This window comes from Rhodococcus sp. NPDC057297, from assembly GCF_042667435.1.
Taxonomy (GTDB): domain Bacteria; phylum Actinomycetota; class Actinomycetes; order Mycobacteriales; family Mycobacteriaceae; genus Rhodococcoides.
Genome location: NZ_JBHUZE010000001.1, coordinates 660,452 through 684,110, shown reverse-complemented (window position 1 = coordinate 684,110; position 23,659 = coordinate 660,452). Strand labels below are relative to the sequence as shown.

The 23,659-nt window shown below is 63.9% G+C and carries 20 protein-coding genes; 10 read left to right on the top strand and 10 right to left on the bottom strand.

Translation table 11 applies throughout. The features are described 5' to 3' along the window. Window positions 1-3 precede the first annotated feature (3 nt). On the top strand, window positions 4-789 hold the full coding sequence (locus ACFULT_RS03180; RefSeq protein ID WP_378480580.1) for an alpha/beta fold hydrolase: 786 nt from the start codon (window positions 4-6) through the stop codon (window positions 787-789). Window positions 790-900: 111 nt separating this feature from the next. Here ACFULT_RS03180 and ACFULT_RS03175 read toward each other — a convergent pair whose 3' ends face one another. Continuing rightward, window positions 901-2,217 (bottom strand): MFS transporter, encoded by a 1,317-nt coding sequence (locus ACFULT_RS03175; protein ID WP_378480579.1) that lies wholly within the window; start codon window positions 2,215-2,217, stop codon window positions 901-903. A 101-nt stretch (window positions 2,218-2,318) separates the two neighbouring features. Here ACFULT_RS03175 and ACFULT_RS03170 point away from each other — a divergent pair, with 101 nt between their 5' ends. Then, the gene (locus ACFULT_RS03170; protein WP_378480578.1) at window positions 2,319-3,470 is read left to right on the top strand and encodes an LLM class flavin-dependent oxidoreductase; all 1,152 of its coding nucleotides are present in this window, start codon (window positions 2,319-2,321) and stop codon (window positions 3,468-3,470) included. A 31-nt stretch (window positions 3,471-3,501) separates the two neighbouring features. On the opposite strand, the gene ACFULT_RS03165 is transcribed toward ACFULT_RS03170, so the two are convergent. The 6 genes from ACFULT_RS03165 to ACFULT_RS03140 form a co-directional block, all read right to left on the bottom strand. Next, on the bottom strand, window positions 3,502-5,184 hold the full coding sequence (locus tag ACFULT_RS03165) for an AMP-binding protein (protein ID WP_378480577.1): 1,683 nt from the start codon (window positions 5,182-5,184) through the stop codon (window positions 3,502-3,504). Window positions 5,185-5,297: 113 nt separating this feature from the next. Then, entirely contained in the window at window positions 5,298-6,404 is a 1,107-nt protein-coding gene (locus ACFULT_RS03160) for an ABC transporter ATP-binding protein (protein ID WP_019667815.1), read from the bottom strand. An 18-nt stretch (window positions 6,405-6,422) separates the two neighbouring features. Beyond that, entirely contained in the window at window positions 6,423-7,304 is an 882-nt protein-coding gene (locus tag ACFULT_RS03155) for a carbohydrate ABC transporter permease (RefSeq protein WP_019667814.1), read from the bottom strand. Next, window positions 7,304-8,254: a carbohydrate ABC transporter permease gene (locus ACFULT_RS03150; RefSeq protein WP_019667813.1), complete on the bottom strand. Its 951-nt coding sequence runs from the start codon at window positions 8,252-8,254 to the stop codon at window positions 7,304-7,306. Before ACFULT_RS03150 ends, ACFULT_RS03155 begins: the two co-directional genes overlap by 1 nt. Continuing rightward, entirely contained in the window at window positions 8,251-9,585 is a 1,335-nt protein-coding gene (locus ACFULT_RS03145; protein WP_037112081.1) for a sugar ABC transporter substrate-binding protein, read from the bottom strand. Before ACFULT_RS03145 ends, ACFULT_RS03150 begins: the two co-directional genes overlap by 4 nt. A gap of 14 nt (window positions 9,586-9,599) precedes the next feature. Beyond that, a complete protein-coding gene (locus ACFULT_RS03140; protein WP_378480901.1) occupies window positions 9,600-10,610 on the bottom strand; it encodes a sugar-binding transcriptional regulator in 1,011 nt (336 codons plus the stop codon). Between the two features lie 123 nt (window positions 10,611-10,733). Here ACFULT_RS03140 and ACFULT_RS03135 point away from each other — a divergent pair, with 123 nt between their 5' ends. Beyond that, window positions 10,734-11,756 carry an NAD(P)-dependent alcohol dehydrogenase gene (locus ACFULT_RS03135; RefSeq protein ID WP_037112083.1) on the top strand — a complete coding sequence of 341 codons (1,023 nt, stop codon included), beginning with the start codon at window positions 10,734-10,736 and terminating at the stop codon, window positions 11,754-11,756. After that, window positions 11,753-13,225, top strand: a complete 1,473-nt coding sequence (locus tag ACFULT_RS03130; protein ID WP_378480576.1) for a mannitol dehydrogenase family protein — start codon at window positions 11,753-11,755, stop codon at window positions 13,223-13,225. Before ACFULT_RS03135 ends, ACFULT_RS03130 begins: the two co-directional genes overlap by 4 nt. Window positions 13,226-13,228: 3 nt before the next feature. Here the strand turns inward: ACFULT_RS03130 and ACFULT_RS03125 are convergent, their stop codons facing one another. Then, the gene (locus tag ACFULT_RS03125) at window positions 13,229-14,443 is read right to left on the bottom strand and encodes a mandelate racemase/muconate lactonizing enzyme family protein (RefSeq protein WP_378480575.1); all 1,215 of its coding nucleotides are present in this window, start codon (window positions 14,441-14,443) and stop codon (window positions 13,229-13,231) included. Window positions 14,444-14,605: 162 nt separating this feature from the next. Further along, window positions 14,606-15,685 (bottom strand): ABC transporter ATP-binding protein, encoded by a 1,080-nt coding sequence (locus ACFULT_RS03120; protein WP_037112089.1) that lies wholly within the window; start codon window positions 15,683-15,685, stop codon window positions 14,606-14,608. Window positions 15,686-15,856: 171 nt separating this feature from the next. Here ACFULT_RS03120 and ACFULT_RS03115 point away from each other — a divergent pair, with 171 nt between their 5' ends. After that, entirely contained in the window at window positions 15,857-16,669 is an 813-nt protein-coding gene (locus ACFULT_RS03115; RefSeq protein WP_378480574.1) for an NAD-dependent epimerase/dehydratase family protein, read from the top strand. Between the two features lie 102 nt (window positions 16,670-16,771). Here ACFULT_RS03115 and ACFULT_RS03110 read toward each other — a convergent pair whose 3' ends face one another. Further along, on the bottom strand, window positions 16,772-17,950 hold the full coding sequence (locus ACFULT_RS03110) for a hypothetical protein (RefSeq protein ID WP_378480573.1): 1,179 nt from the start codon (window positions 17,948-17,950) through the stop codon (window positions 16,772-16,774). A gap of 106 nt (window positions 17,951-18,056) precedes the next feature. Between ACFULT_RS03110 and ACFULT_RS03105 the strand changes: the two genes are divergently transcribed. From ACFULT_RS03105 to ACFULT_RS03085, 5 genes are all read left to right on the top strand, one after another. Continuing rightward, on the top strand, window positions 18,057-19,028 hold the full coding sequence (locus tag ACFULT_RS03105) for a dienelactone hydrolase family protein (RefSeq protein WP_378480572.1): 972 nt from the start codon (window positions 18,057-18,059) through the stop codon (window positions 19,026-19,028). A gap of 258 nt (window positions 19,029-19,286) precedes the next feature. Next, a complete protein-coding gene (locus ACFULT_RS03100; RefSeq protein ID WP_378480571.1) occupies window positions 19,287-20,228 on the top strand; it encodes a carbohydrate ABC transporter permease in 942 nt (313 codons plus the stop codon). A gap of 4 nt (window positions 20,229-20,232) precedes the next feature. Then, entirely contained in the window at window positions 20,233-21,114 is an 882-nt protein-coding gene (locus ACFULT_RS03095) for a carbohydrate ABC transporter permease (RefSeq protein WP_170945186.1), read from the top strand. A 2-nt stretch (window positions 21,115-21,116) separates the two neighbouring features. Next, entirely contained in the window at window positions 21,117-22,442 is a 1,326-nt protein-coding gene (locus ACFULT_RS03090; protein ID WP_037112097.1) for a sugar ABC transporter substrate-binding protein, read from the top strand. Between the two features lie 12 nt (window positions 22,443-22,454). After that, window positions 22,455-23,615, top strand: coding sequence for an enolase C-terminal domain-like protein (locus tag ACFULT_RS03085; protein ID WP_378480570.1), 1,161 nt, complete (start codon window positions 22,455-22,457; stop codon window positions 23,613-23,615). Window positions 23,616-23,659 lie beyond the last annotated feature (44 nt).

The window sequence follows — 23,659 nt, the reverse complement described above, 5'->3', positions numbered from 1 at the left end:
CACGTGGACTTCGCTACCAACCCCGCCGACGGAACCCGCATCGCCTTCCAGGTCGTGGGATCAGGACCACCGTTGCTGCTGGTGCACGGCAGCCTGCTGACGCACACGATCTGGCGAACCTTCGGATACGTCAAGGCACTTCGACCCAGCCGGACGTTGATCCTCGTCGACATGCGCGGCCACGGGCGAAGCGACAAGCCGCACGAGATCGAGGCGTACACGATGGACTCCATCGTCGGCGACCTCGTGGCAGTCCTCGACGCGGTAGGCGTCCCCAGCGCTGATTACTGGGGCTACTCCTACGGCGCCCGAGCCGGCCTGACCCTGGCAGCACGCGCACCCGAGAGGGTGACCAAGCTGATCTCCGGCGGCGGTTCGCACGGACCGCAGAAAGGCGCCTTCGACCGGCTGTTCTTCCCCGGTTGCGCCGACGTCCTCGCCGACCGAGGAATGGACGGATTCATCGAGGAGTGGAACAAGCACCGGCTGTTCCCCGTCGACGCTGCTACACGTGCTGTGTTCTCCGCCGACGACTCCGACGCCATGGCGGCCTACTTCCGGGCATCCGACGTAGAACCCGGACTGTCCGACGCCGACCTGCGCGGCCTGAAGATCCCGTCACTGTTCTACGTCGGATCCCAGGACACCACGCGGCTCGACGACACCGCAGCCGCAGCCGCACTCGTCGAGAACTCCGAACTGCACACCATCCGCGGATTCGACCACTCGACCACCCCCGCCGCAAGCGCCGAAGTCCTCGCCGTCGTCGAACCGTTCCTGAAGCTTTAGCGTCGTACCCGCTTTTCCGACAGCCACTTTCGGGCACCCGCTTTCGGACACCCGCTTTCGGACACCCGCTTTTCCGGACCGAATGTGGCGTTCGGTCCGGAAAAGACACGGTCAGAGGTACAGATCCCGCTTACGGACGAGGGCTGTGGCGATGACGCTGATGACGGAGGTTCCGACGAGGAAGGCGCAGGCAAGCCAGGGTGATCCGCTGCCTGCTGCGATGAGAGCCGTCAGGATCAACGGTGTGACGCCCGAGGCGTAGATGCCGGAGAACTGGTAGACGATGGACAATCCGGTGTAGCGAATTTCCGTCGGGTAGAGGCTTGCGTAGAGCGTTCCCTGTGCGCCGTAGAACAGGGCGTGGACGAATCCGAACACCAATACCAGTCCCAGGCCGAACAGCCACAGACTGCCGGTGCCGAACAAGGCGAAGACCGGGAACACTGCGATGCCGTACAACGCGATACCGATGATGTAGATCCGCTTGGCCCCGAATCGGTCGACCAACAGACCGGAAACCGGCAGGAGCACTGCCATCACCAGCGCGGCAACGGTCACGACGAGCAGGACGGGCACCTTCTCGTAGTCCAGTTGTGTCGTTGCGTAGGTGATGGCGAAGACACCCCAGGTGTTGAACGCGGCCCCCTCGCCCCACCTGGAGAGCAAACCCAGGACGGTGCTGCGAATGGATTTGCGTGCGAATACCTCGCGTACGGGCGCCGACGAGCGTTGCTTCAGGTCGGTAACCGCTTGGAAGGCAGGGGTTTCTTCGACCTTCAGACGCACGACCAAACCGACGGCCACCAACACGAGGCTGAGAAGAAAGGCGATACGCCATCCGTAGGCGAGGAAGGCGTCGTCGTCGAACACGGTTTGGAGCAGTGCGAACACCGCTGTCCCCAATGCCAAACCGAGTGCAAGTCCGATCTGCGGGATGCTGCCGAAGAGTCCGCGCTTCTTCTCGGGGCTGTGCTCGACGGCGAGCAGCACTGCCCCCGCCCATTCGCCACCGAGTGCGAAGCCCTGCAGAATCCGAAGCAGAAGCAGAAGGATCGGCGCGAGTACGCCGATCTGTTCGGTTGTCGGCAACGCGCCCATGAGCGCCGTGGCGATTCCCATGATGAACATCGTCAACGCGAGCGTTTTCTTTCGCCCGATCCGGTCGCCGAAGTGCCCGAACACGACGCCGCCGATGGGTCTGACGACGAATCCGACGGCGAAGGTCGCGAAGGACAGCATCGTTCCGACGAACGAGCTCTGATCGGGAAAGAAGAGTCGGTTGAACACCAAGCTGGCGGCCGTCGCGTAGAGGAAGAAGTCGTACCATTCGACTGTCGTCCCCAACAGCGACGCGGCAACGACGGTGCGTAGTCGCTTGCGTCGGGCCGGCTCCGATTCGGCCGACGCGGCCTCGGCAAATGTGGTCATGTGGAGCCAGAGTAAGACGACAGACCGACTGGTTCACCCATTGAAATCATGCTGATTCGAACGCTGGACCTGCGCATCCCACCCTGCCAAACTTGCTCAGCATGTCTGCGCGCTTCCATTGGTTCCTGCCCACGTACGGCGACTCCCGCAATCTGATGGCGGGTGGACACGGATCGTCGATGTCCGGGGATCGACCCGCAACGCTGAAGTATCTCAACCAGATCGGCGCCGCAGCGGAGAGCAACGGATTCGAGGCGGTCCTGACGCCGACGGGTGCGTGGTGCGAGGACGCGTGGTTGACGACGGCGATGATGATCGACACCACCGAGACCCTCAAGTTCCTTGTCGCTCTACGGCCAGGTCTGCTCAGTCCGACGTTGGCCGCTCAGATGGCCGCGACGTTCCAGTGGCAGTCCGGCGGACGTCTCCTGCTGAACGTCGTCACCGGTGGCGAGGACCACGAGCAGCGACGGTTCGGTGATTTTCTGGACAAGAACCAGCGCTACGAGCGCTGCGGTGAATTCCTCGACGTCACCCGCCGCCTGTGGGCGAACGACGGGCCGGTGTCCTTCGACGGCAAATACATCAAGGTGGAAGACGCTGTGCTGCAGCGTCATCCGGATCCGGCGCCGCCGATCTTCTTCGGCGGTTCGTCTCCGGCCGCGGGGACGGTGGCGTCGCAGTTCGCGGACACTTACCTGACGTGGGGCGAACCGGCAGCGGCGGTGGCATCGAAGATCGCGTGGATCAGAGACCTGGCGGAGGTGCAGGGCCGCACCCTCGATTACGGCATTCGGCTGCACGTCATCTCACGAGACACGTCCGAGCAGGCGTGGGCAGAGGCGGACCGCCTGCTCGGTGCCCTCGACCCCAAGACCGTCGAAGCGGCTCAGGAAAGCCTGTCCCGCTCGGTGTCCGAGGGCCAGCGTCGTATGCGTGAACTGCACGGCGGCGGCAGCGCGTACACGGCAGGCGCCGACGCCCGCTCACTGGAGATCGCGCCCAATCTGTGGACGGGTGTCGGCCTGGTCCGCGGAGGGGCGGGCACAGCTTTGGTGGGCTCGCACGAGGAAGTGGCCGATCGCATCGCCGAGTACGCGTCGATCGGGCTCGATCACTTCGTTCTCTCCGGCTATCCGCACCTCGAGGAGGCCTACCACTTCGGCGAAGGCGTGCGGCCGATCCTCGAGAAGCGCGGTCTTACACGGGCCCGTGACTCGAGAAATGTTTCGGTCGGAACACCTTTCATGTAAGTGGAATGTAGGCCTCGACCTACATTTTCACTCACATGCGGATGGTGTCGTCCCGATACTCCCCGGACAGGACTTCACCGGAATTCTCGCGGGCTCGAAGCTCGACGCGTCGAATCTTGCCGGAGATGGTCTTCGGAAGCTCGAAGAACTCGATTCTACGCACCCGCAGGTACGGCGCCAGATGTTCGCGGGCGTACTTCAGAATCTCGATTGCTGTGTCCTCGTTCGGTTCCCAGCCGGCGGCGAGGGCAACGTAGGCCTTCGGCACGGCCAGGCGCGTCTCGTCGGGAGCAGGGACGACGGCCGCTTCGGCCACGGCCGGGTGCTCGATGAGCACGCTTTCGAGCTCGAAGGGCGAGACCTTGTAATCCGACGCCTTGAACACGTCGTCGGTGCGTCCGACGTACGTGATGTAGCCCTTGGCATCCCGCGACGCGACGTCCCCGGTGTGGTAGTACCCACCGGACATGACCTCGGCGTTGCGAGCCGGGTTGTCCAGGTAGCCGGTCATGAGGTTGAACGGATGCTGCTCGAGGTCCAGGCAGATCTCACCCTCGTCGGCGCGCTCACCGGTCACCGGATCGATGATCACGACGGGCACACCGGGGAGCGGTCGACCCATCGAACCGAACTTCAGCTCCGCGCCCGGCGTGTTCGCCACCAGCGCAGTGGTTTCCGTCTGTCCGAAGCCGTCACGGATGTTCAGCCCCCACTGCTTCTGCACGTGCGAGATGACCTCCGGGTTCAACGGTTCGCCCGCACCGATGGCCTCACGCAGCGCACCCCGGCCACCGGAGATGTCGGCCTGAATCAGCATGCGCCACACCGTCGGCGGTGCGCAGAACGTCGTCACCTCGGCGCGACGGATCTGCGCGAGCAGCGCCGTGGCGTCGAACCGCGTGTAGTTGTAGACGAAGATGGTCGCCTCGGCAATCCACGGCGCGAAGAAGCAACTCCACGCGTGCTTGGCCCACCCCGGTGAACTGATGTTGAGGTGGACGTCGCCCGGCCTGACGCCGAGGAAGTACATGGTGCTCAGGTGGCCGACGGGGTAGGACACCTGAGTGTGCTCGACGAGTTTCGGCTTGCTCGTCGTTCCCGAGGTGAAGTACAGCAGAAGGCGATCGTCGGGGGCTGTCACCGTCTCGAACGGTTGCGCGTCCTGGACGTCGTACGCCGAACGGAAGTCGGTCCACCCGTCGTGCGCACCGACCGACAGCTTCAGATACTCACCCGGCACCTCGTCGAACTTCGGTGCATCGGCGGGGTTGACGATGACGGCCTTGGCTTTCCCTCGCTGCAGGCGGTCGGTCAAGTCCACGGAGCCGATCGCCGTGGTCGTCGGCATCAGAACGGCGCCGAGCTTCATGACGGCCAGCATCGACTCCCAGAGCTCGACCTGGTTACCGAGCATCAGAATCACCGAGTCGCCGCGGCCGATGCCCAGAGATTCCAACCACCGCGCCACTTGGTCGGAACGCCGGGACATGGAGTCGAACGTGAACTTGCCCTCGGACCCGTCCTCCTCGACGATCCACAGGGCAATACCGTCGTTGCCGCGTGCGTACGCGTCGAACCAGTCGATCGCCCAGTTGAACTTCTCACCGAAGGTAGGCCACTGGAAGTTCGCCGTCGCGGCGTCGTAATCGCCGTAGGCATCCAGCAGCAGGTCGCGGGCCTGCTTGAATGCGGTGTAGCCCGTTCCGTCCGTCATGATCACTCCCTAGCTGTGGCGCACATCTCACTTACTCTCCACGCTATTGAGTCGAGTGGTGAGCGCGCTACCCCCGAACAGGGGTACGGGGGTAGCGCCCTGCCGCAGAGTGATCAGATCCGCTCACCCGATTCCGGGTGGAACAGGTGAATCGCACCGTCCAGCCGTGTGAGGGCGACGCTTTCGCCGATCTTGGCGGGAGCGCGGACGGCCGAGCGTGCGACGAGGGACACCGGTCCGCCGTCGAGTCCCTTGACCTTGGGGTCGTCGAGGTGGGCGTAGACGTACGATTCGCTGCCCAGCTCCTCGATGAGGTCGACCTTGCCCTCGAAACCTTCCCCGCTTCCACGCGTGATCCCGAGCTGCTCGGGCCGAAGCCCGACAGTCACGTTGTCCAGGCCGAGCGAGGCGAGCTTGGTCAGTTCGTCGCGTTCGAGAGGCAACAGGAAGTTGCCGATCTGCACTCCGCCGGACCCGATGGGCACCGTCATGAGGTTCATCGCGGGTGAGCCGATGAAGCCGGCGACGAAGGCGTTGACCGGATTGTCGTAGAGGTCCGTGGGCGACGCGAACTGCTGCAGCTTGCCACCGCGCAGCACGGCAACCCGGTCACCCATCGTCATGGCCTCGACCTGATCGTGGGTGACGTACACGGTCGTGGTGCCGAGACGACGCTGCAGGGCCGCGATCTGCGTGCGCGTCTGCACGCGCAGTTTGGCGTCGAGGTTGGACAGAGGTTCGTCCATGCAGAACACCTGGGGCTCACGAACGATGGCGCGGCCCATGGCAACTCGTTGACGCTGACCACCGGAGAGCTTGCCCGGCTTACGGTCGAGGTACTCCGTCAGGTCGAGGATCTTGGCGGCCTCCGCGACCTTCGCCTTGCGCTCCTCCAGCGGAACGCCGCGCATCTTGAGCGCGAAGCCCATGTTCTCCCCGACGGTCTTGTTGGGGTAGAGCGCGTAGTTCTGGAAGACCATGGCGATGTCGCGGTCCTTGGACGGCACGCCCACCATGTTCTTGCCACCGATCTCGATGGCGCCGCCGTCGATCTCCTCGAGCCCGGCGAGCATGCGCAGAGCGGTGGACTTGCCGGAACCGGACGGTCCGACGAGGACGACGAACTCGCCGTCCTGGATGTCGAGGTCGAGTGAATCGACGGCGAGCTTGTCGGCACCTTCGTAGACGCAGGATGCCTTCTTGTACGTGATTGCAGCCATTTCAGTGAGCTCCTGTACCTATTTGATGGCGCCGAAGGACAGACCGCGCACGAGCTTGTTCTGCGCGAACCATCCGGCAAGGACGACGGGGAGGGCTGCGAATGTCGCAGCGGCGGACAGCTGTGCCCAGTACAGGCCCTGTCCGGTGATGAAGCCGACGAGATAGACCGGAATGGTCTGTGCCTGAACGGCGGTGAGGTTGACGGCGAAGAAGAACTCGTTCCACGAGAAGATGACGCAGATGAGCGACGTCGCGGCGATACCGGGAGAGACGAGCGGCAGGATCACCTCACGCACCGAGGTCCACAGTGATGCACCGTCCATGCTGGCGGCCTCGAGCAACTCGCTCGGAACCTCGAGGAAGAACGACCGCATCATCCACACCGCGATGGGGAGATTCATTGCGGTGTAGAGGATCACGAGGGTCCAGATGTTGTCCAGCATGCCGATGTCGCCGACGATGACGTACAACGGAACGATAGCCGCGACCACCGGGAGCATCTTGGTGGAGATGAAGAAGAACAGCACGTCCTTCGTCTTCTTCACCGGCCGCAGCGACAGCGCGAACGCGGCCGGAACACCCAGCAGCAGAACGAGAAGCGTCGAGACCACGGTCGCGAACGCCGAGTTGAGCAGTGTGGTGCCGATGCCGCTCTCGAGCACTCCGCGGTACTGATCCAGCGTCGGGGTGAAGAACAGCTTCGGCGGGTCCGAGTAGGCGTCGGCCTCCTGCTTGAAGCCGGTCAGCACCATCCACAGCACCGGGAAGAAGAACGTGATGCCCGCGACCCAGGCGACGAACGACCAGATGGTGCCGGGGCCCCACTTGCTCTTGCGCTTGATGGCGACACCGTCGGATGTCTGCGGCACTGCTTTCTTGTTCGTGGTAGCGGTACTCATCACGCAGCCTCCTCGTTTCCACTGAAGCTCTTGAAGATCAGTCTCAGCGCCAAGGTGCTGACGATGATGGTGGCCACCACCGTGACCACGCCCATGGCCGCGGCCTGCCCGATGTCGAATCCGAGGAAGGCGCGTTGGTAGATGTAGAACGGCAGGTTCGCGGAGGCGACACCCGGGCCGCCCGAGGTCATCATGTACACCGCGTCGAACGTGTTGACCAGGTAGATCGCACCGAGCACCGCGCCGAGTTCGATGAACCGCCGCAGGTGCGGGAGGGTGAGCTCCCGGAACAGCTTGAAGGGCCCTGCGCCGTCGACTCGCGCCGCCTCGGAGATGTCCTTGGGCATCGACTGCAGGCCGGCGAGGATCAGCAGCATCATGAACGGCGTCCACTGCCAGATCAGGTTGGCCATGACGGCCGGAAGCGGGTAGCGGGAGACCCAGTCGATCTGGTCCACGCCGAACGGGCTGAGCACGAAGTTGATCAGGCCGAAGACCGGATCGAACATCGTGGTCTTCCAGATCAGCGCACCGGCGACCGGGGTGATCAGGAACGGTGTGATCAAGAGAGTACGGATCAGGCTGCGGCCGATGAACTTCCGATCCAGCAGCAACGCCAGGAACAGACCGAGGATCACCGAGATGATGACGGTGCCGACGATCATGATGACCGTGTTCAGTGCGACTTCACGAAACTGACTGTCACGGAACACGTCGACGTAGTTGTTGAGCCAGTTGAACTCTCGCGAACCCGGTCGGACGAGGTTCCACGACTGAGTCGAGTAGTACAGCGTGAACAGGAAGGGGATCTGAGTGACGACGATAGCGAACACCATCGCGGGCAGGAGCGGGCCGCGTCGACGCCACCCCTCGGCCTTGGAGATGGTTCTCGGTCTCGGTACGAACTTCTCGGAATCGGCTTCCGCCGACCTCGTTTCGGTGGTGGTCATCCCTGGCCCTCCTGGTACGTCTTACCGACCACTTCGGCGTACTGCTGCGCTTGTTCGAGCGCGTCCTGGACGCTGATTCGTCCTGCAACTGCTGCACTGATCTGTTGGCTGACACGGGTTCCGAGATCCTGGAATTCGGGAATGGTCAGGAACTGCACACCCGTGTACGGAACGGGGTCGACCGTCGGATTGTTGGGGTCCGCACCGTTGATCGAGTCCAACGTCACCTGACCGTAGGCTGCGGATGCTTCCTTGTACTCGGGAATCTCGTAGGTGGACAAGCGGCTTCCGGGCGGAACACGCTCCCACCCCAGCTCGTTCCCGACCTTGTTCAGGTACTCCTTGCTGGTCATCCACGACACGAACTTCCATGCGTCGTCGGGATTCTCCGAGGTGGTGGGGATTCCGAGCGCCCAGGAGTACAGCCAGCCGTTGTCGCTCTTGGCCTCGCTCGGCGCCTTGGCGTATCCGATCTTGCCGACGACGTTGCTCGACGTCGGGTCCTCCAGCACCGACACGGCGGAGGTGGCGTCGTACCACATCGCGGTGTTCCCCTGCGAAAGCTGCGTACCGCACTCGCTGAAACCACTCGTCGCAGCGCCCGCCTGTCCGTGTTCACGGACGGTGTCGACGTAGAACTGCACTGCCGCTTCGGTTTCGGGACTGGTGAGTTGCGCGTTCCAGTTCTCGTCGTACCAGCGTCCACCGAACGCGTTGATGACCGTGTTGAGCGGGGCGAGAACCTCACCCCAGCCGGGCTTCCCACGGAGGCAGATACCCGAGACGTCGGGGCTGTCGAGCTTCGCGGCGGCGTCGGCGACTTCCTGCCACGTCGGCTCCTCCGGCATCGTGATGCCTGCCGCTTCCATCAGATCCTTGCGGTACATCAGGAACGACGACTCACCGTAGAACGGGACGGAGTACATGCTGCCCTCGTAGGACAGTGACTCCTTCAGCGTCGGAATGAAGTCGTCCTCGTCGTATCCAGGCGTCGCGTCGGCGTACTCGGACAGGTTGGTGAGCCAACCGTTCTCGGCCCACTGCGGGGTCTCGAAGTTGCTGATCATCACGACGTCGAACTCACCGCCACCGGTGGCGACGGACGCGGTGATCTTGGCACGAGCCTCGTTCTCCGACAGAGACACGAACTTCAGATTGATACCCGGGTTCTCGGCCTCGAACTCGGGCGCCAACGAGATGGCGTCGGACATCTGCGAGTTCGACACGATGGCGACGGTGATCGTCGTACCGTCACCGTCACCACCGATCGAACCTGCGCCGGCACAGCCGGACAGCGTCAGGGTCGTCGCGAGCGAGGCCGCGACGACCACCTTGGGTAATAACCTCACTGGGACACACCTTCCGTTGTATGCGCCATCAACCAACGCGCACTTTCGATGTCGGTGACGAGTACGGAGGCGAAGCCACCGCGAAGTGCACCGAGTATTGCCTGGTGTTTCTTGACACCACCGGAGATCAGAATTGCCCGGTCGCACGACCGGATGGCGTCGAGTCCGACGGACACCGTCCGGTCCGGGAGCGAGCCGCCCGTCGGGGTCCCGTCGATGTCGAAGAATCGACCACCGATTTCACCGACGGCGCCGAGATTGCGGAGTTCGTCGATGATCTCCAGGTCGATGAAGCTGCCCTCGAACAGCGTGGTCGACGTGGAAACGGGACCGAGGCCGTACATCATCGCTTCGGCCTCGGTCCCGGCTTGTAGGGCGCGGGATATCACCGAATCCTGCTGCAACGCCGTCACTGTCGCCGGATCGGCGTACAGCGGCGCGTTCAACCGGACGGGCCGTGCCTGCAGATGCTCCGCGCAGCGGCCCAGGGTGTACTCCACACCGGTCTGGTAGTCGGCCGAACTCATCGACCCGTCGAGCTGAACCACCTGGGCGCATTTCGCGCCCCTGGACTTCAGCGAATGCGCGACGGCCACGGTTTCCGGGCCCCACGTGAATCCGAGTGTGTCGGTCGACGCCAACCGCCTGGACAACACGGCGGCCGCGGCACGCCCGAGCGACCCGTACCCCCGGTCGGTGCCGTCGATGACGTCGGGAACGACGAGAGCTTCCGTCAGCCCGAAGGTTCGCTCGAGATCGCGCTCGATATCGGCGTGCACGGTGCCCTGCAACTCGTCGGGCACGTTGATCTCGATCGTGACCAGTCCGAGTGCTCGCGCTTTGGCGACCAGCCGTCCTGCGGTGGGGCGGGAGACCCCGAGCTTGGCGGCAATTTCCGCCTGCGTCGCCCCCTCGACGTGATACATCGACGCCGCACGGAGGGCGAGCCGCAGGTCGTCGGTGGTTTTCGACGAACGCTGCGGTCCCGGAACCTCGGGGACCGAAATTGTCACGACATCTCCTGCAGGCGGTGAGCATATGCTCAGGGTGTGTTCTTCTGCTCATTAAGCTAACATTCAGGTGTGATCTACACAACACCGCCCCATGAAGAGTTCGAGGTGCCACAGTCGATGCAGGTCAGCGTTCTCAGCGGACCCCACGAGATTCGACTGGAGGAGCGACCGGTTCCGACCCCGGCGGCAGACGAGGTGCTGGTGCGGGTGACCGCGGTCGGAGTCTGCGGGTCGGACGCGCACTACTACCGGGAAGGCCGAATCGGCGACCACGTCGTGAACGGCCCGTTGGTACTCGGACACGAAGCTGCAGGCGTGATCGTAGGAGTCGGTTCCGCAGTGGCCGACACCCGAATCGGCCAGCGCGTCTCGATCGAACCTCAGCGCCCGGATCCGACGAGCGCACAGTCGCGCGCCGGCCGATACAACCTGTGCCCGTCCATGGAGTTCTTCGCGACGCCGCCGATCGACGGCGCCCTCGCCGAGTACGTGTTGATCCAGTCGGTCTTCGCGCACACGATTCCCGACGAGATCTCCGACGAAGCCGCTGCCCTCTTCGAACCGTTGTCGGTCGGCATCGCGTCGGCCCAGAAGGCACGAATCACCGCCGGCTCCAGCGTGTTGATCGCGGGCGCGGGACCGGTAGGCCTCGTCACCGCACAGGTCGCCCGCGCATTCGGCGCCACGACCGTGATCGTCAGCGACATCGACGCGGCTCGTCGGGTCAACGCGTCCACCTTCGGCGCGACGCAGGTCCTCGACCCTGCAACGGACGATGTTCGAGAGCTCGAGGTCGACGCGTTCATCGACGCGTCCGGTGCGGCCAGGGCCGTCGTCGACGGCATTCATGCGGTTCGGCCCGCAGGTACCGTGGTGCTGGTGGGTATGGGTGGATCCGACTACGCGTTGCCGATCTCGTTGATCCAGAACCGCGAACTGGTACTGACCGGAGTGTTCCGCTACGCCAATACCTGGCCCATCGCTCGTGAACTGGTTCTCGGGGGACTCGTCGATCTCGACGCCATGGTCACCGCACGGTTCGATCTCGCGCACGCCGAGGACGCGTTGAACGCGGACAAGGTCGCTGGAAGCATCAAAGCTGTTGTCATCCCAGGATTCTCGAAGGAGACCGACGTATGAAGCTGAACTCGCGCACTCTCGACGACTTCATCGAGGACGTCGCGGTACCCACCTACGATCGGTCCGAGGTGACGGCCGGGATCGTGCACTTCGGTGTCGGTGGGTTCCACCGCGCCCACCAGGCGATGTACGTCGACCGGCTGCTTCAGCAGGGCGAAGCTTCGGAGTGGGGAATCTGCGGCGTCGGAGTCCTCCCCGGTGACCGGAAGATGAAGGACGTCATGGATGCCCAGGACTGCCTGTACACGCTGGCGCTCAAGCACGCGGACGGCACCTGGGACACCCGAGTAATCGGATCCATCGTCGAGTACCTCTTCGCACCGGACGATCCCGAGGCCGTGATCGAGAAGATGGCCGCGGAGTCGACGCGCATCGTCTCGCTCACCATCACCGAAGGCGGGTACAACTTCTCCGCGACGACGGGCGAATTCGACGCCGCGAATCCCTCCATTCAGGCCGATCTGAAGGACGGGGCCGTTCCGTCGACGACGTTCGGATTGGTCGTCGACGCGCTCGCGCGACGCAAGGACCGCGGACTGAAGCCGTTCACCATCATGTCGTGCGACAACATCGAGGGCAACGGGCACATCGCGCAGTCGACGTTCACTGCGTTCGCGCACCTGAAAAATCCCGAGCTGGCGCAGTGGCTGACCGCCGAGGGCGCATTCCCCAACTCGATGGTCGATCGCATCACGCCGGTGACCACTCCCGAAGTGGTGCAGAGCCTTTCGGAGCGTTACGCGCTGGACGATCAGTGGCCTGTCGCGGGCGAGCCGTTCACGCAGTGGGTCCTCGAGGACAAGTTCACGCTCGGTCGCCCTCCGTTCGAGGACGTCGGAGTACAGGTGGTCGAGGACGTCACGCCGTACGAGCTGATGAAGCTGCGACTGTTGAACGCGAGCCATCAGGCACTCGCGTACTTCGGCTACCTCAGCGGCTACCGGTTGGTGCACGAGGTAGCCCAGGACTCACTGTTCTCCGAGTTCCTGCTGGCCTACATGAACAACGAAGCAACTCCGACGCTGCAGCCGGTCCCCGGCATCGATCTGGATGACTACAAGAAGACACTGATCGAACGCTTTTCCAACCCGGAGATCCGCGACACCGTCGCGCGGCTGTGCGCGGAATCGTCGGACCGAATTCCCAAGTGGCTGTTGCCCGTCATCCGCAAGAATCTCGAAACGGGCGGAGACATCCGGTTGTCCACTGCCGTCGTCGCCAGCTGGGCGCGCTACGCCGAAGGCGTCGACGAGCAGGGTCAACCGATCGACATCGTCGACGCGCTCAAGGACTCGCTCGTCCCGATCGCCTCGAGCCAGCACCAGGATCCGACGGCCTTCATCGCCAACCGCGCGGTCTTCGGCGACCTGATCGACAACGAACGCTTCGTCGCCGAATACCGCACGCAGTTGGACTCTCTGCACTCCGAAGGCGCCCGCGCGACCCTGGAACGCCTCCGCCTCACATAGGGGTTACTTGCCGAACTCCGCCGTGCCGATGGTCCAGGCCTTGGCCTGATCGCTGAGCGTGAAGCCGAGGCCCGGACGGTCGGAGAGATGCATTCGGCCGTCACGGGTTTCGAGGTGCTCGTTGAACAGCGGGTCGAGCCAGTCGAAGTGCTCCACCCAGGTCTGCAGCGGGTAGACAGCCGCGAGGTGCAGATGGATTTCCATCGCGAAGTGCGGCGCCATCTGCAGGTTGCGATGCTCGGCCAGGCCGGCGAGTTTCAGGAACTGTGTGATGCCGCCGATGCGCGGGGCGTCGGGCTGAATGATGTCGACGGACCCCGCCTCGATCAGGCGTACGTGCTCGCCGACGCTGGCGAGCATCTCACCGGTGGCGATCGAGGTGTCGAACGTGCGGGCTAGCATTGCGTGACCTTCGGCGTCGTACGCGTCGAGCGGCTCTTCGATCCAGACCAGGTCGAACTGCTCGAGGATTCGACACATTCGGTTGGCGGTGGGGCGATCCCACTGCTGATTGGCGTCCACCATGAGCGGCACGTCGTCGCCGAGGTGCTCGCGGACAGCTGTGACGCGCGCGATGTCGGTGCGCCAATCCGGCTGACCCACTTTGAGTTTGATGCCGCCGATTCCGGCTGCGAGGGATGCCGTCGCGTTGTCCAGCACTTCCTCGATAGGCGTGTGCAGAAAACCACCCGAGGTGTTGTACGTCTGCACCGAGTCACGCGTTGCACCGATCAGCTTGGCAAGCGGCAGCTGGGCACGCTTGGCCTTGAGGTCCCACAGCGCGATGTCGATAGCCGCAATAGCCTGTGTCGCAACGCCACTGCGTCCGACGGATGCTCCCGCCCACTGCAGCTTGGTCCAGATCTTGGCGATGTCGCTGGGATCTTCACCGATCAGGACGGGGGCGATCTCCTGCGCGTGCGCGAACTGAGCCGGTCCGCCTGCGCGCTTGGAGTAACTGAATCCGATGCCCTCGTGCCCTTGCTCCGTGCGGATTTCCGCAAACAAGAATGCAACCTCGGTCATCGCCTTCTGCCTGCCCGTCAACACCTTGGCATCACTGATGGGGCTCTTCAGCGGCAGCGTGATCGACTTCAGCGTGACGTGTGCGATCCGGTCGATGGTCGCGTCGCCTGCCGCGAGGGCCTTGATCGCCGCGTCGGGTGCGGTGAGTCCGCTGGTGGGCTTCGAAGTTCTTGTCTCTACGTCGATGGACACTGCGACTGATCTCCCTTGAACGGCTGGTGGTGTACCTCACACGCTATGGGGTTGATTCATTCAAGTCCAAGACTATTTGTGGATGCATCGATACGGGTTCGGCATCACCGCCACGGGATGGAAATACACCACGCTGCATGCATTTCCACCCCCCGGAGCCTGTCAGTCGACGAGGCGTTCGCCGGTGACGGTCGAGAACAGGTGAGTGCGCTCGGCGGCGTAGGACAGGGTGATCTTCTCGCCACGGCGAGGCGGGATGCGGCCGTCGGCGCGCACGACGATGGGCTGCTTGGTGCCGTTGATGTCGGCCTGGCCGTACACGTAGGCGTCGGCGCCCAGTTCTTCGACCACGTCGATGGTGACCTCGAGACCCGCGCCTGTGGTGAGTTCGAGATCCTCGGGGCGGACGCCGAGGGTGACCGAGCTTTCGCCGATGCCGGCGATCGCGGAACGCGGAACAGGGACGACCTCGCCGCCGAAGCGCACTCCGCCGTCGACGAGGGGAAGTTCGAGAAGGTTCATCGCAGGGGATCCGATGAAGCCGGCGACGAAGACGTTGTTCGGATGCTCGTACATCCGGCGAGGAGTATCGCACTGCTGCAACACTCCATCCTTGAGGACAGCAACTCGATCACCCATCGTCATGGCCTCGACCTGATCGTGCGTCACGTAGACGGTGGTGGTCGCGAGACGCCGCTGCAAGGCCGAGATCTGCGCGCGAGTCTGTACGCGGAGCTTCGCGTCGAGATTGGACAGCGGCTCGTCCATGAGGAAGACCTGGGGCTTGCGAACGATCGCTCGACCCATCGCCACCCGCTGACGCTGACCGCCGGACAGCGCCTTGGGCTTGCGATCGAGGAACTTGGTGAGATCGAGAATCTTGGCGGCATCCTCGACGCGACGCTTGATCTCGGCCTTGTCCTCACCTGCGATGCGCAGGCCGAAGCCCATGTTCTCGCCGACGGTCATGTGCGGGTAGAGGGCGTAGTTCTGGAAGACCATCGCGATGTCGCGGTCCTTGGGCTGGAACTCGGTGACGTCGTTGCCGCCGATGGTGATGGCGCCGCGGTCGACGTCCTCGAGACCGGCGAGCATGCGGAGCGACGTGGACTTACCGCAGCCGGACGGTCCGACGAGGACGAGGAACTCGCCGTCCTCGATCGCGAGGTCGAGCTGGTCGACGGCGGGCTTGTCTCCCCCGGGGAAGAACTTGGTGACGTTCTCGAATGCAACTGTTGCCATGGTGGGTGTGCTCCTTCACCGGCAGGAACGTGCCGGACGATCCGAGTGGGAGTATCGAACTGTGTTCACGTGTGTTCATGTATGTGAACTTGAGTCAACATGGTGACTTCGTCTCGAACTATGCACTAACGTGATGCGCAGCACAAGACTTTTCGATGGAAACGAGGAAACATGACGACGCTGTTGATCACCGGCGCTGCCGGAAACATGGGAAAGATGCTCCGCCCGCTACTGCGTAGGCCGGATCGCACGCTCAGGCTGTTCGATATCGCTGACATCACCGATACCGACTCGGCCACAGAAGAATTCGTCCAAGGATCGGTCACGGATCGCGCCGCGGTGGCCAGGGCAGTGAACGGCGTCGACGCCATCCTGCACCTCGGCGGATTGAGCACCGAGGACTCGTGGGCGAACATCCTGTCGGTGAACGTCGACGGCACGCAGGCGATCTTCGACGCCGCCGTGGCGCACGGGGTCACCCGCATCGTCGCCGCATCGAGCAATCACGCCGTGGGCTTCTGGACGCACGCGGAAGCAGGCGGCGAGCCCTTGGCCGGCGATGTGACTCCACGTCCCGACGGCTTCTACGGTTGGTCGAAGGCTGCAGTCGAGGCACTGGGGAGGCTGTACCACGACCGCTTCGGCATCGACGTGGTCAACCTGCGCATCGGCTCCAGCTTCGAGAAGCCACCGAACTACCGCGGCCTGGCCAGCTGGATGTCGCCGGCCGACACCGCACGCCTCATCGAAGCGTCCCTGTCCGACAGCGCCAAGGGATTTCACACCGTCTGGGGTATCTCGAAGAACTCCCGCGCCTGGTGGTCGGGCGAACAGGGCGCCGCCATCGGATACGAACCCCAGGACGACGCCGAGCAGTTCGCCGACGAATTCCTCGCCGATCACGAATGGACCTTCGACGACCCGATCCTCCAGCGCGTCGGTGGTGCATTCTGCGACCACCCGCTGGGCACACGCATGCACTAGTGCGGTGCTCCACCCGTAGCGAAAGCGACGTTCGGTCAGTTGAACTGACCGAACGTCGCTTTCGGTCCGGTGGAGGGCGGTTCGGTGCGGCGGGGGTAACGGCTAGGAGTAGTTCGCGATGACGGAGCCGAGCGAGTCGAGTTGCGGCTTGTTGACAAGGCCGAGGTGGTAGAGGTGCAGTTCGTTCGCTCCGGCTGCGACGGTTGCTGCGACGTGGGCGTCGACCTCGTCGAGTTTTTTCGGCGGCAACACGGAAACGTATGCGCCGACGGCAATGCCGTCACCGACCAGCGCGCGAGTCTTCTCCACGACCGACACCGTCTCGGCAGTTCCTGGCCAGGCCGAGACAAGTACCGCGTCGGCGTCGGATGCTGCGGTGCTCGTGAGGGCAGGAGACGGACCGGTCTTCCAAGGATCGGGGTGCCCGTGGAGCGTGACGCGAACGTCGGGAACTTCCGCGCGCACTGCTGCGAGCACTTCGCGGCGCAGCGTGTCGGCGTCGGCGTGACGCACTGCCAGCACAGCGCCGGCTTCATCAGGAGTGAGGACGTCCTCGATCGTCGACGACGAGGCCAACGTTCCTGCGGACAACGCGTCGATACCGTCGCGCAGTCTCGCGACGATCTTGTCCGAGTCGACGCCGTGTTCGGCCCACGCGGCCAGCTCGCGAGGAGTGCAGCTGATCGACATCAACGTGTCACCGATTCCGGGGTACGCCCCGTCGGTCTTCTCGTGCGGTCCGACGTGGGCGAATCCCAACTGACCCGCGGCTTCGATGGACACGCCGTACAGGTCGACGCCCCGGACAGCTTCCGCTGCGAGGGTGCGTGCGTAGGCGACGATGTCGGGGTGCCCGGGTTGAAGTGCGTACGGGTACCGGTCACCGTACGCGTTGACGACGGTCGTATCCGGATGGGCGTGACCCAGAATCGTGCTGTGCGACAGAACGATCCATGCATGTACCTTGATTCCCGCCGCGACGAGTACGGCTGCGGCGTCACCGAATGCGTCCTCGGATCCGCCCCAGGCGGCCGACCTCGCCTGCACCGTGAGCCCGCCCCACGCCTCCGGACGCACCGGGCGGTACAGCGCCGCGTGGTGGGCGTCGACGACCTTGTGCGACGGGTGCAACGGGGTTGCGGCCCTGGTCGAGTGATAGCTGGCAGCAAGCGCTATTTCACGGACGCCCAGGGCGTGTACGCGATCGACGAAATGGGGATCGCCGAGCACATCCCACGGATAGGCGTGCGCGACGATGCGATCGACGGAGTTCTCGGTCATGGATGGCCCTTCAAGCATTCAACAGACAGGACAGAGTTCACACATGGGAACACATTCAGAGTCGAACTGTCCACGATCCAACCGACGTGCCGCTATCCTGCACGCGTTGGGCACCTCCTCCGACCTGCACCACGACCGTCCCGAACCGGTCGTCGGCCGCACCTGGCGCCGCGACGGCGTAGTCGGAACCGAACTGACCTGGGCCACCCCGGAGCAGGGCACACCGACCGAGGCATGGTTTCTGAAACCCGCCGACCACGCCGGTGACGTCCTGCCCGCGGTGCTCCTCATGCACGGTCACGACGGGCTGAAGTTCTACGGCAAGGAAAAGGTCTCGGACGGACCCGATGGGCCCGCTCCCGGCGTCTCCGAACTGCGGAAACAGGGTTACGACGGTCAGTCCGTGGCGGCGGGACTCGTCGACGCCGGCTTTGCGGTTCTCGTTCACGACGTCTTCCCCTGGGGCAGTCGCCGTATCTCATGGGCCGACTTCCCCGACCGCGCCCGCAAGGCCGCCGACATGAACGAGGAGCGCTACGAAGTCGCCGCCCGCGAGCACGAACACGGGATCGCCAAGGCCGCGGCGCTGACCGGGTCGTCCCTGGCCGGAAAGGTTCTTCGCGAGGATCTCGTCGCGTTGAACGTCCTGCGCGGACTTCCCGGAGTCGACGCCGCCCGCATCGCTACCACCGGATTCTCCGGCGGCGGAGCCCGCGTCGCGCATCTCCTTGCCGCGACCGACGTGAAAGCCGCCGTCATCACCGCCATGATGAGCACGTTCGCCGACATCGCCGACGGTCATGCCGACGACACCACCTGGTTGATGATCACTCCGGGATTGCCGGCCGTGTGCGATTGGCCCGCGGTCGCCGCCTCCGCCGCACCGACTCCACTTCTGGTCCAATTCGCCCAGCACGACAGCCATTTCGGGCTCGCTGGAATGCGCGACGCCGACGCCGCGCTGGCGCAGGCGTACAGCGGCACCGACGCCCTGGTCACGCAGTGGTTCGACGACCGTCATGTGTTCACCGCGGACATGCAGGGTGCCGTGACCGACTGGCTGCGCCGGACGGTATGACCCGTCACGCTTGACATGCCTTGTGACTGCCGTCATAGTGAATTCAGCGATTCACATAGACGATGTGAGTTCATATATGTGAACGGATACGGATGAACGAGCACGACGTCCCATCACGTTGAGCCCAGGCAGGCCCACCACTGACATTCTCCCGTACCTGCCTCTCTCCGGCACCCCACCGTCTTCGCGAGCCCCCGCCAGATCCAAGACCTACAGCCCGTCGGCCCACCACAGGCCCTCACCCTCGGAGCGTCACCCATGGTCACCACCACACCACCCAGGTCGGGAGGGAAGCCTGCACCCGCCGCGGCCGTCCCGATCCGGAAGAAACGCCGCATGTCGGCGCCCTACATCCTCATCGCACCCGTCGTCGTACTGCTCGTGGTCTTCATCTTCTACCCCGTGGGCAGTGTCTTCTACTACAGCCTGCAGTACTACAACCCGACGACGCCGTGGGACAACGGTTTTGCCGGTCTCGAGAACTTCAAGCTCATGTTCGCCGACGACGCTTTCTGGAACAGCCTGGTCGTCACCGCCAAATGGGTCGGCGTCCAGGTCGTCTTCCAGCTGATCCTCGGCCTCGGACTGGCGCTGCTGGTCAACGAGGTATTCCGCGGCCGCGGCCTCGCTCGCGCCCTGGTGTTCTCGCCGTGGGCCGTGTCCGGCGTTCTGACTACCGGTATCTGGCTCCTCATCTACAACCCGTCGACCGGGTTGTTCAAGCTTCTCGGCGACATGGGGATCGGCGACGGCACGGCCGCCCCCATCGCCGATCCTGACACCGCCTTCTGGGCCACGTCGGTGGCCGAACTGTGGCGCGGTGTCCCGTTCTTCGCGATCCTGATCCTCGCGGAACTGCAAAGTGCACCGAAGGATCTGTACGAGGCTGCGAACGTCGACGGCGCCAACCGCTGGCAGCGGTTCCGCTTCGTCACCCTCCCGCACCTCAAGGCCGTCATCATTCTCTCGACGCTGCTTCGCGGCGTGTGGGAGTTCAACAACGTCGACCTGCTGTACACACTGACCGCCGGCGGACCGGCAGACGTCACGACGACGTTGCCGCTCTACGTCTCGCAACTCGCCACCACTGCCCAGGACTTCGGATACGGCTCGGCACTGACCACCGTGGCATTCGTGATCCTGCTCTTCTGCTCGATCCTCTACTTGCGCCTGAGCAAGTTCAACAGCGACAAGGCCTGAGAACATGACCACTACCGCCGATCGACCGGTGATCGCCACCCCGGCACCCGATTCCCACACCGAACTGCGTGTGCACAAGACCAAGCCGCGTTTCTTCAGCGTTGGTTTCCCGCTCGCGCTCTACCTTTTGTTCACGCTCGTTCCGTTCTACTGGATGATCGTGTTCGCGTTCCGTCCCGCGGGCTCCAACTCGATGCTTCCCTGGCCCATCACGTTCGATCATTTCGACACCGTGTGGAACACGCTGGGCTTCAGCTTCTTCTTCAAGAACTCCCTGATCGTCGCCGGACTGTCCCTGGTCCTGACGACCTTCGTGGCCCTGGCAACCGGATACGCGTTGGCGCGCTTCAAGTTCCGCGCCAAGATCCCCCTCGTCATGGCGCTGTTGTGCAGCCAGTTCGTGCCCGGCGCCATGCTGCTCATCCCGCTGTTCCAGGTGTTCCGCGAAATGGGACTGGTGAACAACCTGTTCGGCCTCATCGTCGCCGACACCGTGTTCCAACTACCTCTGGCCGCGATGCTGATGGCGGGTTTCATCTCCCAGATCCCGGTGGAGCTCGAAGAGGCGGCGATGGTCGACGGATGTTCGCGCATGAAAGCGTTCCGAATCATCATGTTGCCCCTGCTGCGGCCCGGCCTCATCGCCGTCGGCTCGTTCGCCTTCATCGGTAGCTGGAACAACTTCCTGTTCGGCTTGATGTTCATCAGCAGCCAGGAGAAGTTCACGTTGCCAGTCGGTTTGAGTTACACCATCGGTTCCTACAACGTCGACTTCGGTGTCCTCGCGGCCGGCGGTCTCATTGCCGCTGTGCCTGTGGTCGCCGTCTTCGCCGTCATCCAGAAGTACCTCGTCCAGGGCCTCAGCGCCGGAGCGGTGAAGGGCTGATCATGACGAAGACACATTTGGCCAGAAGAACGTTCCTCGTCGGCACTGTGGCCGCGCTCGTCCTCGCGGGCTGCAGCTCGGAAACATCGTTGCCCGACGGCGCACTGGGCGACCCGAACAGCGGCACCCTCACCTTCTGGGACAACAATGCCGGACCTGATCGAACTCCGTTGTACGAAGAACTGATTCGCCGTTTCGAAGCTGCGAATCCCGGTATCGACATCGAGTACGTCGGCCTACCGTCGGACAGCGCGCAGCAGAAGTACCAGACGGCGCTTGCCGGCGGTTCGGCCCCGGACCTCGGTATCGTCTCCACTGCATACCTCGCGCCGCTCGTCGCTCAGAATGCCGTCATTCCGCTGGACCAGTTCCTCGACGCATCGCCGCAGAAGACCGACTACGACCCCAAGATCATCGAATCCGCTCGCGAGTCCGGCGGTGGTGAGGTTCTCTACGGCCTGCCGTTCACCAGTAACAACGCAACACTGTGGTACCGCGCCGACTGGTTCGACGAGGCAGGACTGGAACCACCGGACACCTGGGACGAGTTCTACGAGGCGTCGGACGCACTGACCGACAAGGCCGCCGGCCGGTACGGATTCACCATCCGCGGCGGAGCGGGATCGATCTATCCGCTACTGCAACACATGTTCGCGACGACCGGTATCGAGAACTTCTTCGACGGCAGCGAATCGACGGTCAACCGCCCCGAGATGGTCGAGGCCATCGAACGATTCGCCGCCCTGTACGACGTCGACACCCCCACCGCCGACGTCAACAACGGATTCCCGCAGATGGTGGCCAGCTTCGGGGGCGGGTCGGTTGCGATGATGCAGCACAACCTCGGCTCGCTCAGCAACCACAGGAAGGCGCTCGGCGACAAGGTCGGCGCAGTCGCACTTCCGCTCGCGGACAACGGCGTCCGCACGGTGATGACCGACCCGTTCCCGTCGTACACGGTCTTCAAGTCCAGTCAGCACCAGGCTGCAGCCTGGAAGTTCCTCGAGTTCATGACGTCTCCGGAGTCGCAGGCGTACTGGAACGAGAACGTCGGCCAGATTCCGGTCAACACCGTCGCGCGGTCGGCGCCGTCGTTCCAGACGATGCCGTCCGTGCAGGCCGCTCAGGCCGCACTCGACGACCCGAAGACCGTCCTGGTCACGCCGCCGGACTACCTGCCGGACTTCGGCAAGATCGTCCAGGTGCAGATGCTGGGCCAGTGGCAGAAGGTTCTGATCGGGCAGCTCAGCGCCCAGGACTTCGCCGACGACTTCGCCGAGAAACTCAACCGTTCCAAGGCCAAATACGATGCCCGTCAGGGCAAATAGGGGATAAGCACCATGTCCAGCGTCATCACGGAAGTTGCCGTGCAGGTGTTCAAGACGGAGGCGCGCACGTCGGTCGACTCCTACGGACACCGTCACCCCGGCCCGTCCAGCCAGTCCACCCAGGCGTTGCTGCGCATCACCGATTCCGACGGAGCCAGCGGTTACGTTCTCGGCAAGCCCAACTACTTGCGTCAGGACCAGGTGGAGCAGTACTTCCAGTCGGTCCTGATCGGGACCGATCCGCTTGCGCGAGAGTCCGTCGAGAAGAAATTCGCGATCCGGCAGCGCACCAAGGCCGTCGAACTGCCCGAGCACACGCTCAGCTACGTCGACCAGGCTCTGTGGGACCTGGCGGGCAACAAGTTCGACACTCCGGTGTGGAAGTTGCTCGGTGGAGCCCGCTCCGAGGTGAAGGCGTACGCGAGCACCATGTGCGGTGACGACATCGAGGGCGGCCTGTCCTCACCGGAGGACTTCGCAGCGTTCGCTCGTGATCTGAAAGCACGCGGCTACCAGGGCATCAAGCTGCACACCTGGATGCCGCCGCACCCCGGCGCCCCTGACCTTCACCGCGACATCGACGCCTGTGCCGCGGTACGCGACGCCGTCGGACCCGGCTTTTCACTGATGCTCGACGGCTACCACTGGTACTCGCGCACCGAAGCCCTCACGTTGGGCCGCGAACTCGACCGCTTGAAGTTCGCCTGGTTCGAGGAGCCGATGGACGAGTTCTCGCTGCGCTCGTACAAGTGGCTCGCGGACCAGATCGACACCCCCGTCATCGGTCCCGAGACCACTCCGGGACGGCACAAGTCCAGGTCGGAGTGGATCGCCAACGAGGCCTGCGACATCCTGCGGGTCGGCGCGATGAACGGCGGCGGGATCACGCCGGCGATGAAGACGGTGCACATGGCCGACGGATTCGGGCTCGAGTGCGAGATCCACGGCAACGGTGCTCCCAACCTCGCGCTCGTCGGCGGGGCGCCCAACGTTCACTGGTACGAGCGGGGGCTGCTGCACCCGCACACCGACTACGACTGGGTTCCGCCGCACCTCAAATCCATCGTCGATCCCATCGACGAGAACGGAATCGTGCACATGCCCGACCGTCCTGGCCTGGGGGAAGAGATCGATCACGAGTACGTCGCAGCCAATCTCGTACAGGAATACTGAGTCAAGTGGTGTCCAGGAGTGAAACTGCGTTCCATATGAGGGAC

Excerpts from the sequence above, each read along its gene's own strand:
- ACFULT_RS03100 (WP_378480571.1), top strand. The coding sequence starts at position 19,287 with ATGGTCACCACCACACCACCCAGGTCGGGAGGGAAGCCTGCACCCGCC.
- ACFULT_RS03110 (WP_378480573.1), bottom strand. The coding sequence starts at position 17,950 with ATGACCGAGAACTCCGTCGATCGCATCGTCGCGCACGCCTATCCGTGG.
- ACFULT_RS03155 (WP_019667814.1), bottom strand. The coding sequence starts at position 7,304 with ATGAGTACCGCTACCACGAACAAGAAAGCAGTGCCGCAGACATCCGAC.
- ACFULT_RS03130 (WP_378480576.1), top strand. The coding sequence starts at position 11,753 with ATGAAGCTGAACTCGCGCACTCTCGACGACTTCATCGAGGACGTCGCG.
- ACFULT_RS03085 (WP_378480570.1), top strand. The coding sequence starts at position 22,455 with ATGTCCAGCGTCATCACGGAAGTTGCCGTGCAGGTGTTCAAGACGGAG.
- ACFULT_RS03150 (WP_019667813.1), bottom strand. The coding sequence starts at position 8,254 with ATGACCACCACCGAAACGAGGTCGGCGGAAGCCGATTCCGAGAAGTTC.
- ACFULT_RS03090 (WP_037112097.1), top strand. The coding sequence starts at position 21,117 with ATGACGAAGACACATTTGGCCAGAAGAACGTTCCTCGTCGGCACTGTG.
- ACFULT_RS03160 (WP_019667815.1), bottom strand. The coding sequence starts at position 6,404 with ATGGCTGCAATCACGTACAAGAAGGCATCCTGCGTCTACGAAGGTGCC.
- ACFULT_RS03165 (WP_378480577.1), bottom strand. The coding sequence starts at position 5,184 with ATGACGGACGGAACGGGCTACACCGCATTCAAGCAGGCCCGCGACCTG.
- ACFULT_RS03095 (WP_170945186.1), top strand. The coding sequence starts at position 20,233 with ATGACCACTACCGCCGATCGACCGGTGATCGCCACCCCGGCACCCGAT.
- ACFULT_RS03115 (WP_378480574.1), top strand. The coding sequence starts at position 15,857 with ATGACGACGCTGTTGATCACCGGCGCTGCCGGAAACATGGGAAAGATG.
- ACFULT_RS03135 (WP_037112083.1), top strand. The coding sequence starts at position 10,734 with ATGCAGGTCAGCGTTCTCAGCGGACCCCACGAGATTCGACTGGAGGAG.
- ACFULT_RS03170 (WP_378480578.1), top strand. The coding sequence starts at position 2,319 with ATGTCTGCGCGCTTCCATTGGTTCCTGCCCACGTACGGCGACTCCCGC.
- ACFULT_RS03175 (WP_378480579.1), bottom strand. The coding sequence starts at position 2,217 with ATGACCACATTTGCCGAGGCCGCGTCGGCCGAATCGGAGCCGGCCCGA.
- ACFULT_RS03120 (WP_037112089.1), bottom strand. The coding sequence starts at position 15,685 with ATGGCAACAGTTGCATTCGAGAACGTCACCAAGTTCTTCCCCGGGGGA.